At 53.1% G+C, this 17,031-nt stretch carries 11 protein-coding genes; 5 read left to right on the top strand and 6 right to left on the bottom strand.

All coding sequences use genetic code 11. The features are described 5' to 3' along the window. The first annotated feature begins 16 nt into the window (after positions 1 to 16). Complete coding sequence (locus tag KK083_RS14490) at positions 17 to 886, top strand: 2-hydroxy-3-oxopropionate reductase (protein WP_254163970.1); 870 nt, start codon at positions 17 to 19, stop codon at positions 884 to 886. A gap of 149 nt (positions 887 to 1,035) precedes the next feature. Here the strand turns inward: KK083_RS14490 and KK083_RS14485 are convergent, their stop codons facing one another. Then, complete coding sequence (locus tag KK083_RS14485) at positions 1,036 to 1,410, bottom strand: VOC family protein (protein WP_254163969.1); 375 nt, start codon at positions 1,408 to 1,410, stop codon at positions 1,036 to 1,038. A gap of 478 nt (positions 1,411 to 1,888) precedes the next feature. Between KK083_RS14485 and KK083_RS14480 the strand changes: the two genes are divergently transcribed. Together KK083_RS14480 and KK083_RS14475 are read left to right on the top strand one after the other, a co-directional pair. Next, entirely contained in the window at positions 1,889 to 8,239 is a 6,351-nt protein-coding gene (locus KK083_RS14480; protein WP_254163968.1) for a S8 family serine peptidase, read from the top strand. 222 nt (positions 8,240 to 8,461) lie between these two features. Further along, positions 8,462 to 10,381 (top strand): ATP-binding protein, encoded by a 1,920-nt coding sequence (locus tag KK083_RS14475; RefSeq protein ID WP_254163967.1) that lies wholly within the window; start codon positions 8,462 to 8,464, stop codon positions 10,379 to 10,381. On the opposite strand, the gene KK083_RS14470 is transcribed toward KK083_RS14475, so the two are convergent. Beyond that, entirely contained in the window at positions 10,356 to 10,745 is a 390-nt protein-coding gene (locus KK083_RS14470) for a response regulator (RefSeq protein WP_254163966.1), read from the bottom strand. The genes KK083_RS14475 and KK083_RS14470 overlap by 26 nt on opposite strands. A 249-nt stretch (positions 10,746 to 10,994) precedes the next feature. Here KK083_RS14470 and KK083_RS14465 point away from each other — a divergent pair, with 249 nt between their 5' ends. After that, positions 10,995 to 11,672 carry a LuxR C-terminal-related transcriptional regulator gene (locus KK083_RS14465; protein ID WP_254163965.1) on the top strand — a complete coding sequence of 226 codons (678 nt, stop codon included), beginning with the start codon at positions 10,995 to 10,997 and terminating at the stop codon, positions 11,670 to 11,672. A 37-nt stretch (positions 11,673 to 11,709) separates the two neighbouring features. Then, complete coding sequence (locus KK083_RS14460; RefSeq protein WP_254163964.1) at positions 11,710 to 12,849, top strand: PAS domain-containing sensor histidine kinase; 1,140 nt, start codon at positions 11,710 to 11,712, stop codon at positions 12,847 to 12,849. Between the two features lie 5 nt (positions 12,850 to 12,854). On the opposite strand, the gene KK083_RS14455 is transcribed toward KK083_RS14460, so the two are convergent. The 4 genes from KK083_RS14455 to KK083_RS14440 are packed head-to-tail and all read right to left on the bottom strand — an operon-like array spanning position 12,855 to position 16,946. Continuing rightward, complete coding sequence (locus KK083_RS14455) at positions 12,855 to 13,790, bottom strand: DUF4340 domain-containing protein (protein ID WP_254163963.1); 936 nt, start codon at positions 13,788 to 13,790, stop codon at positions 12,855 to 12,857. Continuing rightward, entirely contained in the window at positions 13,777 to 15,276 is a 1,500-nt protein-coding gene (locus tag KK083_RS14450) for a GldG family protein (RefSeq protein ID WP_254163962.1), read from the bottom strand. Before KK083_RS14450 ends, KK083_RS14455 begins: the two co-directional genes overlap by 14 nt. Positions 15,277 to 15,291: 15 nt before the next feature. Next, positions 15,292 to 16,014, bottom strand: coding sequence for an ABC transporter permease subunit (locus tag KK083_RS14445; RefSeq protein WP_254163961.1), 723 nt, complete (start codon positions 16,012 to 16,014; stop codon positions 15,292 to 15,294). Between the two features lie 2 nt (positions 16,015 to 16,016). Beyond that, positions 16,017 to 16,946: an ATP-binding cassette domain-containing protein gene (locus tag KK083_RS14440; RefSeq protein ID WP_254163960.1), complete on the bottom strand. Its 930-nt coding sequence runs from the start codon at positions 16,944 to 16,946 to the stop codon at positions 16,017 to 16,019. Between the last annotated feature and the right edge of the window lie 85 nt (positions 16,947 to 17,031).

Here is a 17,031-nt window from a genome sequence, read left to right as displayed (position 1 = left end):
TCGTTATTTTATAAAAATGGAAAAAGTAGGATTCATTGGATTAGGCATCATGGGTAAGCCCATGGCGAAGCACCTGATCAAGGCAGGATATCAATTGTCAGTGCTTGAAACGAACAAGGCCGCGAAAGAGCTTGCTGACGAGGGTGCCAGGTCATTCAGGACCAGCAGGGAAGTGGCGGAGAATTCAGATGTGGTCATTACCATGCTTCCTGACTCGCCGCAGGTGGAGCAGGTGGTGCTGGGTCCGCAAGGTGTGTTGGAAGGAATTCGTAAGGGCTCGTTGTTCATCGATATGTCTACCATTGCGCCTTCTGCCGCGCGGAACCTGTTCACAACGTTGCAACAGAAAGGTGTGGAGGCGCTTGATGCCCCGGTGTCCGGTGGACAGGTAGGGGCCGAATCAGCGTCGCTCTCCATTATGGCAGGAGGGAGCGCGAAAGCTTTTGAACGTGCGTTGCCATTATTCCAGGCCATGGGAAAGAACATAGTTCACATCGGCGAGCCGGGTGCAGGCCAGACCACAAAAGCCTGTAACCAGATGATCGTGGGCATGACCATCCAGGCTGTTGCCGAAGCATTCACATTGGCACGCAAGGCAGGCGTGAACCTGGAGAAAATGCGCGAGGCCCTGCTGGGAGGTTTTGCGCAGAGTCGTATCCTCGACCTCCACGGCAAAAGGATCATCGAACGTAATTTCAAACCTGGCTTCAAGGTAAAGCTTCACCGCAAAGATATGAACATCGCCCTGCAAACCGGAAGGGAATTCTCCGTGCCACTCTACGGCTGTGCGCAGGTAGCCGCCCACATGGACGCCCTGCTTGCGCAAGGAAACGGCGATCTCGATCACAGTGCCATTGCGTTACTGATGGAAAAATTATCGGAATAGGTCGCCCTTGTCGGTGCTCCCTGCCCTTGTTGGTGTTCTTCACCAACAAGCCTGTTGGTGTGCCGTTGTTGGAGTCTTCACGGTGTGCCCTTGGTGTTCTTCAACAACAAGCCCGCCAAGGCCACCAACCTTGCGAGGTCAGGTATTGCTCATTCTCCCGCTGCAAAAGTGATCACATACCCGTTTGTATCCCTGATGGTGAACTCCGGTGTGCCATCGGCATTTTCACTGATGCCTTTCAAAACAGTCACCTTGTTGTGGATGGAATAGAAGAACCTTTCGAGATCCTGCATTTCGATGTAGAGCAGAAAGGGCTCTTGTAAAGACTGACCGGTTTCCCGCATTTCTGCTTCAAAACTTGAGGATGTCTGAAGCATAAGCGTTACGTTGCCGCACGACATCATCACCCAATGGTATGCGCCTTGCTCAGGAAATGTACCGATCACCTCAAACCCCAGTTCCCGGTAAAAGCTGATCGAATCGTCGATGTCTTCCACGAAAAGATTAGGTGTCAGGTGTTTCATGCTTCGTCAGGAGTTAGGTGCTGGTCTCATGACGGTGCGAAGTATCGCTTTGGTTTTAGAGGGATTGTAAAAAGTTGTAAAAAGAGGTCACCAGGAAAAACGCCTTACGGTTGTGACCGACCAGCCATAAATCATCTCTACTTACTTACTATTTCTCTTTCTTCTCCTTCGGCTCCTGACTTCTCCTACTCACTCCATTCAACGACAATAGTCAAGCAGTCAGGCAGACATTCCGGCTCCTATTGGAATTACGGCGGCTTCGAGGACATTTCTCCGATAAGCTGTAGAATTTTCAGATGCACACGAAACATTTGAGGATAAAATAACGCACATCATTACGGCATCATTTCTTTCATACGCGAAATCGCGTATGCTGTGCAGCCGCTCTTTCGTATAGCAGCCGTGGCATTCTTTTTTCCTGCAGCGATCCACAGGCTTACCCTGAGCTGTAAAAGACCGGACAATAATCCCTTGCTATATGACAAAACTCTACAAGCTACACGTGCAGCGCTTTATTCTTGTATCTGCAATTTTATTTTTCGCCATTACCACTGCCTGGAGTCAGAACGGTCAGGCAGTACACGAAGGGTTGGTGCGCATCAAAGTATCGGAGACGCTGGCGACCACGCTGGAGCGTTCGGCTATGGTGCGTACAGCCGAGGGCGTTGTGCTCACCGGCGTTCCTTCTCTCGATGATTTTAACCGGCGGTTCAAGGTGACTCAATTCAGACGCCTTTTCCGGGGCGCAGGAAAATTTGAAGCACGTCATCGCAGGCATGCGCTGCATCGCTGGTATGAGATCCGCATCGAATCACCCATTCCTGTCTTGCAGGCTGTTTCCGCTTACCAAACACTCATCCAGGTTGAAGAAGCGGAGCCTGTTCACAAAAAAGTCATTGTGGGTTCGGAGCATGAGAACTTCGGACCGGTGGTGGTCACGGAATCCCTCTCTTCCGCGGCCGCCCTCAATGGCCCTTCTAACGATCCCATGCTGGCGGAGCAGTGGCATTACAACAACACGGGGCAGACCGGTGGAACCCCCGGCGCAGACATCCGGCTCTTCGATGCGTGGCAGAGCACCACAGGTAAAAAGGAGGTGATCGTAGCCGTTACCGATGGAGGCATCCAACTCGATCACCCCGACCTGAAAGCCAACCTCTGGGTAAATCCGGGTGAAGTGGCAGCAAACAACATCGATGATGACAATAACGGCTTCATTGACGACGTGCACGGCTACAGTTTTGTAGATGACACGGGTGCTATCAATGCCGATGATCACGGAACACACGTGGCAGGTACCATCGCGGCCGTAACACATAACGGCATCGGCGTGGCAGGTGTGGCGGGAGGTTCCGGAACTGGCGACGGTGTGAGGCTGATGTCATGCGCCGTGTTCGGTTATTTCAAAGCTGATGGATTTCCGGAATCATACGTTTATGCTGCCGACAATGGCGCCGTGATCTCCCAGAACAGCTGGGGGTACATCAGCCCCGGTGTGTATGAGCAGGCGGTGCTCGACGCCATTGATTATTTTGTTGCTGAGGCTGGGCAGGATGAAACAGGAGCTCAGACCGGTCCCATGAAAGGAGGGCTGGTGGTTTTTTCGGCAGGCAACTCAGACTCTCAGGACAAATACTATCCCGGTTACTACGCATCCACTTTTGCCGTGGCAGCCACAACGCATAAGAACGGCAAGGCGTGGTATTCCAACTACGCCACGTGGGTTGATATTGCAGCGCCGGGAGGCGAAACAGATAACATTGAATCCGAAGGTGTGTTGAGCACCCTGGCCGGGGGCCTCTACGGTTTTTTTCAGGGCACGTCCATGGCTTGTCCGCATGTGACGGGTGCTGCTGCGCTGGTGGTCTCGAAGTATGGCAAAAAAGGATTTTCTCCCGAAGCAGTGAGGGAGCGGCTGCGTTCCACTGCTTCGTCACTGGATACGGGCAACCCTGCCTACAACGGAAAGATGGGCAGCGGTCTGCTCAATGCCGGCGCAGCGTTGCGCGACACCGATCACACCGCGCCTGCCGCCATTACAAATCTCTCCATCACGGACAGCGACATCGGTACAGAGACGTTGTCATGGACCGTGCCAGCAGACCAGGGAGGTTTTGTTGCTTCTTATGACATCCGTTATTCGAAGACGCCCATCACGGCATCTAACTTCAGCTCGGCTTCGGCCGTCAGCGATCCCCCGGCATCCGCGCCCGCGGGAAGCAAGCAGGAGTTTACAGTAACAGGCTTGTCTGGCGGCACCTTGTATTATTTCGCCGTGAAGGCAATTGATTTTGAAGGCAACCGCTCCGCGATCTCCAATGTTATCTCGAAGACCACAGTGCAGGCGCCAGTGATTCAGATAACCCCTTCATTGCTGACCGTTGATCTGCAAACCGCACAAAAGTCGACCCGTACATTTACAGTGCGGAACACGGGACCCGGCCCGCTCAAGTTCCGCCTGGCCAACGCTGTAGTTGAAAATGACTTCGCTGCCTGTAGCCCGGAACAGGGCAACCTCGCGCCCGGCAGTAGCCAGGTGATCACCGTTACCTTCGATGCTGCCAACCTGCTGGCCGGCACTTACCGGAAAGAGCTCCGCGTGGAGTCGAACGACCCGGAAAGAAGCCTGCTCATAATACCACTGACCCTGAGAGTCACCAACAACAATGCGCCCATTGCCTCGGTGCGCCCGGACAGCATCCACTTCAACAGCGTGCAGATCGGAACCTCGGCCTCAAAGAAGATCACGCTCCACAACGCAGGCTCCGATCCGCTCGTTATCAGCAGGGCAGAGACAGGCAGCACAGAGTTTACCACGGGTCTTTCCCGAGACCTCAGCATCCCTGCCTTCCATGACACCACGATCACGATCACTTTTTCACCCGCTTCTCCCGGACTAAAAAGCAAAAGGGTAACGCTCTATACCAACGATGCCGCGCATCCCACGCTGACAATCGCGGTAGCAGGTGAGGGGTTGAACGAAGCTCCCGTGGCCGTTACGCCCGCCTCCATTGAAGAAACAATTGCACAGGGTACTGTTTCGCAGCGCACCCTCGTGCTCAAAAATAATGGATCGTTCGATAGAAATTTCAGGATTGAAGTAGTCAACAAAGGACTTGGGTCTACCACCATCCAAAAGGAGAAACAGCGATCTTCCACGAACGCAAGGGCGAAGGCTTCCGAGGATTATCAGGCCCGTCCGGCTCCCGATCCCACGAAAGTGGATGCGCTCCTGCTATCACAACCAGGACTAGCAAAGACCAATACACAGCAGACCGATGCAGCCCGGCAAAGAACTGGTGTGAGCACGGCTGCCGTTCAGATAGACCAGTATGCAACAGGTTTTGAAAATTTTGAGGCGCGCGCCGTGAACGACCAGGAGGGCTGGTATGCCAACGAAGGATGGGAAGTGAAAACCGCTCGCCCGGATCACGGACAAAAACACCTGCGGGGCACCGCGGTTGTTGGCGGGCAGACCACGCTGGCCATCTCACCCACGCTGATGCCAGACTATATGCCCGATGAATATCCGCAGATCACAACGGTATCGATGCGGGTCAATTTTGATGACATCGAAGGTGCCGCATGGCAGATCGTGCCGCAGGATCATTGGACGTATGTGGTCACCCGTATCCAGATCAATGCAGACCGCACCATCGATGTAATGTCTACAGATGAGAATTACGATATTCTCTGGAACCGGATCGACGCAGAGATCCCTGAGGGGTATTTCGACCTGGCCGTAGAACACAACAGTTATGGCGATGGCAGCTCAGGTTTTCCTACTTTCGATCTTTACGTGAACAATAAAAAAGTTTTCACAGGTTACAACATCGGGCCTTCCATCAATGAAGTGGCTTTCATCTGCACGGCAGCCAGCGCAGGTCCAATGCTCGACATCGATGAGCTTGACATGCATGTTGGTGAGCACGTTCCCGGACACATTAACCCTTCGCCGGTTTCAGGTGTGCTCCCGGCAGGCGGCTCCACGGCCATTGCGCTCGGCATTGATGGCACCGCGATGAGGTTTGGCACCTATCACTCCGATATCGTTGCGCACATTGATGAGGCCAGCGAGGTGACGGTGCCTGCAACGGTTACCGTGACGGGTGAAGGATCGTTGACGGTTTCCACAAGCCAGCTTAACGCCACCGGTTATCGCGACGAGCGTATTACCATGGAGCTGGACGTGAAGAATACAGGAGGTATTCCATTCAACTACAAGGTTATTTCCGACCTGCCAGGATTGAGCGCCACGCCGGGAGGAGGCAACATATCTGTGCGCAGCTCCGAAAGTATTGTTTTGGAATATGACGCGTCTGCCGGCGGCCCGGGCTTTTTTTACGATACGTTAAAGATCGTTACCGACCTCGACGGAGATCTTACGCTCGAGGTGCCTGTTTTTATCAGGGTGTGGGAGGAGCTTAGCATTTTCACCGCGCCCGGGCGTATCGACATGCAGGTGCAGCAGGGTGAAATAACCACGCAAACTTTTGAGGTAAGCAATACAGGGCGGAACAAGGTGCAATTTGCGTTCTATATGTACGACGATGATGACGCGGTGACCATCGAAACGCAGCAGGGCACTCTCACGGCAGGCGAGACTCGGGAAATTATTGTAACGCTCGACGCTACGCAGCTCCGGGAGGGTTTTGGACGCCGCCATGGATATTTCCTGACCAACGACCCTGCGCATGGTTATAGTTTCCTGGATATAACGTTCAATGTGCTGCCCTCTACGAACAACGGCTCCGGAAGCATCACGCGCGAGGAGTGGACCAATGTTACCGGTAGAACCGTAGCGAGCATTCCCGTGAATACGCCACCGACCTCGGTGATAGAAATGACGAGCCTGGAGGCGCCCTATGGATATGGTGACAACTACGGCGCGAGGCTCCGCGGATATATTCAACCTCCTTATAGTGGTGAGTACACTTTCTGGATTGCCAGCGACGACAACAGCGAACTCTGGCTGAGCACGGACCTGAATCCCGCTAACAAGGCGAAGATCGCTTACCTCAATAATTACGTTGACCGGGGGCAATACGAAAAATACCCTTCACAAAAATCGGCGCTGATTTATATGGAGGCTGGCCGCAAGTATTATATCGAGGTCTTGCACAAGGAAGGTACGGGCCGCGATCACCTCACCGTAGGTTGGGAGATCCCGGGTGGACGCCAGGAGTTTCCCATTCCCGGTGTGCGCCTTTTCCCGCTGAACTTTACCACACCTCAGAACAGCAAACCTGTGGTGACCATTACTTCACCCGCCGAAGGAGCAGACTTCACAGCGCCCGCATCCGTTGAGATCGCAGCAGAAGTTTCTGACGATGGCGGTGTGGTGAAGGTGGAGTTTTACAATGGCAACGTGAAGCTCGGCACCGATGTCACCGCTCCATATTTCTTCCGATGGAACAACGTCGCTGCCGGCAACTATGATCTCAAGGTAAAGGCTACCGATAATTTCGGTGCAGTGGATTCGGCAACCGTTAACATTGTGGTGGATGGCCAGCACTGCGCAGGAACGGGCACCATCCGGCGTGAGGTATGGACAGGCATCACCGGTACAACGGTCTCCGTCATTCCGTTGAAGGATCCGCCGTCTTCCGTAAGCCAACTCTCCCTGTTCGAATCACCCAGCAATGCGGGTGACAATTATGGAAGCAGGATCAGGGGATATCTTTGTGTGCCTACAACCGGTGCTTACACCTTCTGGATCGCCAGTGATGACCAGAGTGAATTGTGGCTCAGCACAGATGATTCTCCTTCCAACAAGGTAAAGATCGCTTCCGTAACGGGCCACACGCAACGAAGGCAGTGGGATAAGTACACAACACAAAAATCTGCTGCCATCACCTTACAGGCCGGGTACAGGTATTACATTGAAGCACTGCATAAGGAAGCCACGGGCACAGATCACCTCGCCGTTGGCTGGCAGCTTCCTGGTGGAGCACTCGAGCGCCCCATTGCCGGCAACAGGCTCATGCCCTTCGAAGAGATCGTCGCTCCTGCCTGCGCTGGCACCGGTACCCTGATGTGGGATTTCTGGCCTGCCATACCCGGCACGTCCGTGTCTTCCATCCCGGTAGACAATCCGCCGGCACTGATCACCGAGATCACGAGCTTCGAAACACCGCAATATTTCGAGAACAACTACGGAGCCCGCCTCCGGGGTTATATATGTGTTCCCCAGACAGGCACCTATACTTTCTGGATCGCCAGCGACGACAACAGCGAGCTCTGGCTGAGCACCGATACAGACCGCGCCAAGCGGGTAAAGATCGCGAGTGTTTCCGCCAGCACCCGTCCGCGGCAGTGGGATAAGTACCCTTCACAAAAATCGGTGGCGATAAACCTGGTGGCAGGTTCACGATACTATATCGAAGCACTTCACAAGGAGGCAAATGGCAACGATCACGTGGCGGTGGCCTGGCAGCTTCCCGATGGCACGTTTGAAGGGCCGATCCCTGGCAGCAGGTTGTCGCCAGGGCTTGACGGCGTGGCAGCCCGCAGCGCGAAAGGCGATCTTGTTATGGGAGCATCGGAAGGAAGCGGAACGATCGGTGAAATAGGTCTTTATCCTAATCCCGCCGAAAGAGGATCCGTCACCCTGTCATTCTCCACGGATGCCGATCAGTGGTCTGCCGGCGCATGGCAGGTCGAGATCACTTCCATGACCGGAACAGTAGTGCATTCTGAGATCACCCGGTGTGATGCCGGCTGCAGCGCCGTCACCATCGCCCTCAACGAAAGATTCACCCCGGGCGTCTACATGGTAAACGTCATCATCGACCGCAAACGGTTCTCTAAAAAATTAGTGGTTCGCTAATCTCCACCCCAGTGTCCTACACCCAGGTCCAGGTGTAGGACACTTTCTTCTCGAAGAGCCCCATTCTTACTCCTTAATTCTTACTCCTTACTCCTTACTCCTTCTCCTGACTCCTGACTTCCAGTCCCCTGACTCCGGATGAAGTGAAAAAATCTAACCACCCACCCCCAGAAAAACACGCTCATGTTCGTTCATTTTTGAGAGTTTTGTTATATTGTCTACATGCCCGATTTCTGCAAGGTCCGGAGCTCTCTTTTTTTCATCGTAGTGCTGCTCATGAATTTCATTACGATCGCGGGTATGTCACAATCCACCAACGACTACATTGAAAAGCTGGAGCAGGGTGATACGCGGGAGGATTTCGAACGGGCCTTCCGGGAAATGATCACGGCCTTCAAATCCGGTAAACTTTCTTTCAGCAATGATGAGGTGATGCACATCCTGGACATTGCACGTCAGAAGCCTTATGCCGAACATCTGCTGCCCGATGTTTATGGCTGGGCAGGTACGATGTTCGCCGATGGGCGGATGGATGAGGCGATCAAGTACTTTATGGAGAGCGCCGATCTGTACGGAAAGCAAAACAAAAAACTCGCCCAGGCGTTGAGCTGCTTCGAGGTGGCGCTGGTCCAGCACAAAGCCGAAAATTACGAGGAGGCCGCGGAGTATTATGAAAAAACGCTGGCGCTCGCAGGCGACTCGCTCGATCACAGAACCCGCATCAATTGCTACAACGGTTTTGCCCTCATCCGGCGCCACCAGAAACAATACGCCGCCGCCATCCGCGACTTCAGGAATGCTTACCGGATCGCTGAAGAAAATAATGATACGGCCTGGATGGGCATCCTGGCAGGGAACATCGGCAGCATCCATGCGCGCATGGAGAAATATGACAGCGCGTTGCATTTTTATTTCCGGAACCTTGCCTTCATCCGGAAGACCCCCGAGTTTGAAAATGAGATCGAGACCTACGCGCACCTGGGAAGGATCTACGTTCTCAAAAAGAATTATGCGATGGGAAAGATCTACCTCGACAGTGCTGTGAGCATTATCCGCGACCGGAAGATCATGTTCAACGACTTCTTCAATCCCATGGATTACATCAATGAAAGCTATGCGCTTCTGTATGCATCCACCGGCGACTACCGGAGGGCCTTCGAATACCACAAGAAGTTTCACCAGATAGCGCAGGACAAGCAGGCGAATGTGAATGGAAGAAGTCTGAGGCAGCTGCAGTCAACCTACACGTTTAACCAGAAGCAGCAGGAGCTGGAGCTGCTGAAAAAGATCAACGAGGCAAACCTGCTGGTGATCCGGCAGCAAAAATACATCGGTATCGCTTTCGCTTTTATCATCCTGTTGCTGGCGTCTCTTGCCTTTATCGGTTTCAGAACAGGCATGCACCGGAAGCGGGTCAACCAGAAACTATACACCTCCAACACCGAGCTGGAGCGCCTCAATACCATCAAAGACAAATTGTTTTCTGTGATCAGCCACGACCTCCGCGGGCCGGTGAAAAATCTCAGCTCGGTACTGGCCCTTTTCCGGGAAGGGCACCTGAGCCAGGAAGAGTTTGTGCAGCTTTCAGCGAAGCTGGGCCATCAGCTCGAGGTGTCGGGCAATGCGCTCGAAAACCTGCTGCACTGGGCGAAAGCGCAGCTCAGCAATCACAAGACAGAACCGGAGAAGATCGTGGTGGCCGATATTGCCGGCAAGGTTGCCCAGCAGCTGAAGGAAAGTATTGAAACGAAGAAGCTGCAGTTCAGCAATGAGCTGGAGCCACAGCTGGTGGCCTGGGCAGACAAGAACCAGGTGGAGATCATCCTCCGAAACCTGGTGGCCAACGCCGTTAAATTTACCCGCGAAGGAGGCGCTATCAAAATCACCGGCAAAGATGTCGACGATCACGTGGAGGTCAGCGTTGAAGATAGTGGTATCGGTATGACTGCCCCTGCCATCCAGAACCTTTTTCAGCCGGGCCGGCATTTTACAACCAGCGGGACAAACCAGGAGAAGGGTACAGGCATAGGCCTGCTCATCACAAAAGAAATGGTTGCCAACAATGGCGGCAGTATTCAGGTGGACAGCTCACGGAACCGGGGCACACGGTTTACGTTCACCTTGCCGTTGAAGGAGCGCTGACGATCACAGAATGTATCTCGCGGCTGAGCTGTGCAATGCCCCAGATCTTTTTGATCACCTTAAAGGCACCTTTTGCCTGCAACATATACCTGTCTTTGGTATCGGCCGTGCTTGAGTAGATGATCACCGGAACATCTTTCAGGCGTGCGTTGTTCTTGATGCTTACCAGGCAGCCTTCGCCGTCGATCCCGGGCATATTCAGGTCTAGGAAAATAACACCGGGTGTCCCGATGGTCTCGAGCAGCTGTAACGCTTCCCGCCCATTGGAAGCAGTCACGCATTCAATGGAAGGATCGATCAATTTCAGGGCTTCACGAAAGAAGTCGAGCTCGTCTTGATCATCGTCAGCGTAAAATATTGTCATGTTGTTAGTTTCAGCGAGGTATTGCTGCTTCGGAAAAATACGTCATAACCTCACTTGTTTTCGGAATGGTATGAACTGCAGTCAGCAGGTCTCCGTTTCATAACGTGGAACAAATGTAGGCAGGATCGTAAAGAGTTATCATCCGGATAAACCCGGATTTTTATCTGTTTTTAAGGTGAATCTTATGATGTTATGGATCTTGCTCTTTTATTCGCGCACTTGAATTACACAACCATACCTCCACTGGAAATGCCACGACGCATCAATGTATTCCACCTTGAAGACTATAAGATCATACGGGACGGCATCAGGTTCCTTTTGTCGCAGGATCCTAAGATCAACATCGTAGGTGATGCGCAGCAGGGAGACCAGCTGATGAAAGCCATCGAAACCGTAGAGATCGACGTTCTTTTACTCGATATCTACCTCGACTCGATGGAGCACCTGCAAACACCCGATGGATTTGAGATCTGCAAAAAGCTTCAGAAGACCGCGCCACGGATCAAAGTGCTCGCCCATTCGGTTTATGACGATGCAGACAGGGTGGCCAGGATCATGAAAGCCGGGGCCATGGGCTTCGTATCGAAAAAAGCGGGCTACGAAGAGCTTATCCACGCCATCAAGGTTGTGCATACCGGCAATAAGTACATCTGCAAAGAGACCTCCAAGAAGCTCAAGAACCTGAACAAGTTCCTGGCGGGGATTGAAGACACCCTGCGAAGCACAGACGAGTTCTTTTCGAAAAGAGAGAAGGAGGTTCTACAATTGCTGGCGGGCGGATATTCATCGCGTGATATCTCTGAAAAGCTCTTTATTACTGAAAAAACGGTGGAGACACACCGGAAGAACCTTGTGCAGAAAGCCCAGGTCAAAAACACCGTGGAGCTCATTGCTTACGCTTCCATGAGAGGGCTGATCGAAAAGTAGGCATGGTTTCTTTCCGCTTTTGCGTATTCGCAAGGCGATGACAAAAAATAACCTTCTTTCTGTGCTTGGGGCGATCGGAGACCTGTCTAACGACGGGATCTTCATGATCAGCCGCCGTCGTAACCACCTGGAATACGTCAACGACGCTACCGTCCGGTTATTCGACATCAGCCATTCGGCGTTCAAACATCAACCGGCCTTTTTTATCAATCACATCATCCAGGAGGACCTCGATTACCTTCAAACTGAATTTGACCGGCTTCTGACAGAGGGCAGGATCGAGAACGTTGAATTTATGGTGCGGTCTCACAACGGCAGTATCAGGAACGTATCTTCCAACTGTTACATGATCGAGAACGGAAAGTACATCGTTGGTATCCTTAAAGATATTACCAACATCCGCGAGCACGAGAACTACATCATTAACTATGGCGCCAAAAAGAACACGCTGCTGGATATGATCACGCACAACCTGAGCGGTCCGCTGGTCGTCACCATGAACATCATCGGATCGCTGGAAGGTATGGTCAAAACCCACAACCTGGAAGATATGACCGCGCACATCAGGCTGATCAGGGAAAACGTCCAGCATTGTACCGATATCGTTGAGGAGTTCCTACAGGAAGAGCACCTCGTATCGGAGCATATTTATACCAAAAAGAACCGGTTTGAGTTGGTGGGGAAGATCGATACGGTGCTGGAACGGTTCCGCAAGGCTTATCCCGATTTTCAATTCGTGCTCATCAAAACTTTCGATGCGTTGTATTTCAGCACCGACGACGTCAAATTCCTGCAGGTGGTCAACAACCTGCTCTCGAATGCCGTCAAGTGGTCGCCGTCCGGGAGCACCATCGAGATCATCCTCCATGATGAGGACGATCACTGCTCCATCACGGTAAGGGATTACGGCGTTGGCATTCCCAATCATCTGAAAAGCCTGGTGTTCCAACGGAACAGTCCGGCAGGGCGGCCTGGCCTCCGGGGCGAACGTTCTGTAGGCATGGGGTTGTATATTGTCAGCAAGCTCGTGGCGCTGATGGATGGAGCGATCTCGTTCGAAAGCGTCGAGAACGAAGGAACCTCTTTTACGCTTCGGCTTCCGAAAATTGACACCGCGGGCGTACCCCTGGCTCACCAGCACAAAGCAGAAGAGAGGGAGAGGGGCCACTCCCTCTGAGCCTATTATTTTTTATGCGCGGGTGTTCTTTTCTCCAGCAATTTCTCTTTGCCTGCAAACAGTTCTTTCGCCACTAGAGGGCCTTCATCCAGAAAATATACGTCCGGCTGGAGGCTCGAGGCGAGCACCCACTGGTAGAAAGATCGTCGCCATCCTTTGATGGTGGCCAGGGTCATGGCATTGCCTTCTATTGTAACAGTAACATCCGGATCGGTGGAGGCCGAAAAATCGTCTGCAAAAGTGGAAAGGTCCCTGGATCGGAGTTTGCCCAGGTAGTCGCCAATGACAACCGAGTCGGCGCGTTCGTTGCCGATCATCCATACTTTGTTCTTTTTCTCTGCTACGAAGCCGCTATCAGCGGGATAGTGGAAGCTGATCTTCGTCACCTGGCCGGTGTTCAACCTGAGAAAGGATCCATCGCGCCAGTTGCTGAAAGGTTTGTTGAATACCTCGCTTAAATATCCGTTGGTTGCATACACTTCGTCTTCACCATTGCGGCGCAGATAAGTGTGCCCACCGCTTTCTTTTCCGATCACCAGGCTGCGTTCTTCATTGCCTCCGCGGAAGATCGTCACGTTGGTTCCCGTGGTATCGCCAGTTTTATAGGTGTCCCATTTTTCTTTTTTTCGCGATACCATACGCTCGGGTCTGAGCGAAGCCAGGGTGCGGAGCAGGTTGGTTACAGCATTGATGTCAGCGGCACCAGACACCTGCTGCTGCACAGCCTTCCAGCTTTTTCCGTCCTTTACCAATTTGATCTCTTTTCGTTTGTCGCTGACTGGATACAGCCTTACTTCCGTGATGCCGGTGGTATCGATTCTCAGCAGATCTTCGTCCAGGTTCCGTTCCCGCGCCGGTGAGCGGAAAAGTTTTGTTAATACAAAGACTGCCACCAGCACCAGCAGCGTTGCGATCAGGACTTTGTTGTTAAGCCATTTCATAGTTCTCGTTCATTCGTTTAGATCTCTTCATCCGGTTCTGTTGTGCCCTGACGATGCCATAACCGATCACCAGCAGGATGGGCAACAGGAAATTGGTGTATTTGAGGATCGTTTTAGTGGTGTCGTCAAGCTCTTTGATGGGGCGGGAGACAGCTCCCTTGGTGCGCAGGTCGATGAGGCCCGTGTCGTCTGAGAGCCAGTCTACCGCGTTGGAAAGCAGGTTCACGTTGTCGGGCTGAAGCCTGCGCTGCTGCTGATAAGCTCCGTTAACTGCGAAATCGCCGTCGCCGATCACCACCATCCTGAAGTTGCCTTCCACGGCAGCGGCCACAGGGATATTCTTCTGCTGAAAATCATCTTCACTCCATTCTTTATTGATGTCGAAGAACTGCGGCGCGGGCGACGTGGTTGACAACGCTGAAGAAAAGGCGATGGGTGTGACCTTAACGGTCGAGTCGGCCGTCGGGCGAACCTCACTGGCAAACTCGAGCATGACACTTTCCAGGCCTGAAGTAACGGGATGTTCAGCGAAGGTGCCGATCACAGGCACATACGGAAAGGAGACACTGGCCTGAATGGTAAAGGCGCCGAACTGCTGGGGTACCGAGACGGACCCGCATTGTGCGTCGGCAATGAAGTTGTGCTTTACGTCAACACCTTTCTTTTGCAGCCATGCGCTCAAACCAGTGTGCGACGCCACGCCATACATGGAACGGAAGTCGGCCTGCACATTATTCAGGGCTACGAGCAGGCTTCCGCCTTTCTCCAGGAAGGCATCGAGCTTTTGCAGTTGTGATGCCGGAATGCTATCGGTAGGGCGAATGAGCGCCAGGGTCCGGATGCTGTCTGGCAGATCCGTTGAATCGGTAAGCGCGATCTCCCGAATATTATAAAGTACGCTGAGCTGTTGGCTGGCCTCCGGCATCTCGGCCAGGGGGGCTTCGCCATGCCCCTGGATGAAACCGATCACCGGTTTGTTATCGATCGAGATCTTTTTGAGCGCGGTTGACAGCGCGTATTCCATGGCCGCCCCCGGCTGGATCAGAGGGATCACTTCCGTCTTGTCACCAAGCTGCACCGAAGCGCCGAGAAACGCTTTCTGTTGTTTCATCTGATCTTTCTCCCGCACGTTGATCAGCACTGGCCGCACGCCTTTTTCAGAGGCTTCGCGTTCATAGGCTTCTTTTTCGTTGGGGTTGATAAATTCATACAGGATCTGCCCGTCTGACCGGTTGGCATATTCCACCAGCAGGTCCTGAAAGTCCTGACGTGTTTTCGCGATATTGGGTGGAAGGTCTTTCGAAAAATACGCCTTCACCGTAACAGGTTCCTCGAGGCTTTCGATGATATCTTTCGTGGCCTGGCTGAGGGTGTATTGCCTGTCTTCTGTCAGGTCGAGCCGGAGGTGGTATTCGTTGGCCAGCAGGTTGATCACGATAACGATGCCGATGATCAATGCGGTGGTTGTATAAAATTTCGATTTCATGGCTTTGCGATCCGGTTATTCTGTGTTTCTTCTGGTCAGGGAAAGCTCGGCCAGCAGCAGGCCGATGATGATGATGGATAAAAAGTAAAGTACGTCCCGCGTATCGACCACGCCACGTGAGATGCTGTCGAAGTGACTGGTGAGGCTCAGGGTCTCGAATACCAGCCCGGGCCAGCCGGTGAGTTGCTGGGCCAGCATGCCGAAGATGACGTGGAAGAAAATGCCGATCAGCAACGCCGCGAGAAATGCCACGATCTGGTTACTGGTGATGCTGCTGGCATAGAGCCCGATGCTCGTGTACATGGCGCTCATCAGGAGCAGGCCCAGGTACCCACACAGCACCTGGCCGAGATCCAGGTTACCGATGCTGGAGATGGTGATCACATAGGGCAGCGTGAAGGCAAGCCCGATGGCCACCAGCAGCAGCGTGGAAAGGAATTTGCCGACCACCACCTGGCGGTCTGTGACAGCTTTGGTCAGCAGGAGCTCGATGGTGCCGGTCTTCTTTTCTTCGGCCAGCAAACGCATGGTCAATGCCGGGATAAAAAAGAAAAGGGTCCAGAAGGCCACGTTAAAAAATGATTCGAGGCTGGCCTGTCCGGTTAAAAAAATATCGGCTCCCAGGAGCCACGTAAAAAATCCGCTGAAGCCCAGGAAGAGCGTAAGCATGATGTACGCGATGAGGGAGTCGAAAAAAGAACCCAGTTCGCGTTTTGTTATGATCCAGGTTGCGTGCATGGTCAGTTCATGGTTAGGTTTCTGAAAATATCTTCCAGTCGCGTCTCGACGGGGATCAGCTCGCTGAGCACCCATCCTTTTTCAACGCAGAGCCTGAATATCTCGCGGCTCGACGATTGCCCGGGTTTGCTTTCTACCTCGAAGCGGTTTGTTGTCGCGTCCGTAGCGATGGCCCTGTCAGCGGAGGGAAGTGCAAGCAGGGCGGCGATGATCTCCTGCGGAGCGCCATCTTCGATCCGGACGCGGAGCAGCTCACTTCCCGTTGCCTGCCTGCGCAGCGTATCTGCTGTGCCATTGGCCACGATCTTTCCTTTGTTGATGATCAGGATGCGGTCACATGTGGCTTCCACTTCCGGCAGGATGTGCGTGCTGAGGATCACCGTTTTTTCCTTGCCGAGCTCGCGGATCAGCTTGCGGATCTCCACGATCTGGTTCGGGTCCAGCCCCGTGGTTGGCTCGTCCAGGATCAGAATCTCAGGATCGTGGATCATGGCCTGCGCCAGGCCCACCCGCTGCCGGTAGCCCTTCGAAAGCTCGCCGATCTTTTTGTGCTTCTCGGCATTGAGACCGCACAGACGTACCATGGTCCGGATCCGCTCCGGTATGGAACTGCTTTCAACCCCCTGCAGCGCCGCGCAAAAATGCAGATAGTCCATCACGGCCATATCAAGGTAAAGCGGGTTGTTTTCTGGGAGATAACCGATGTGTCTTTTCAGCGCATCGCCGTGCTGGCGTACGGAGCGTCCGCCGATCAGGATGTCGCCTTCACCGATGCCCAGGTAGCCGGTGATCATTTTCATGGAGGTGCTTTTACCCGCACCGTTGGGTCCTAAAAATCCCAGGATCTCTCCCGTCTTAACCTCGAACGAGATGTTATCCACGGCGGTCTGCGATCCGTACCGTTTCGATAAATTTTCGATCTGAATGTTCATAGCTCAAGCTTTAGTCGTGTTCACCACTGACTATTGATCTATAATAAAAGTTTAATTTTTTGCAGCCCGGCAATGAATATGCCAG

Source organism: Chryseosolibacter histidinae, from assembly GCF_018598225.1.
GTDB classification, from domain to species: domain Bacteria; phylum Bacteroidota; class Bacteroidia; order Cytophagales; family Cyclobacteriaceae; genus Chryseosolibacter; species Chryseosolibacter histidini.
The sequence above is the reverse complement of the archived record's forward strand: the minus strand, read 5'-3'. Positions and strand labels throughout refer to the sequence as shown.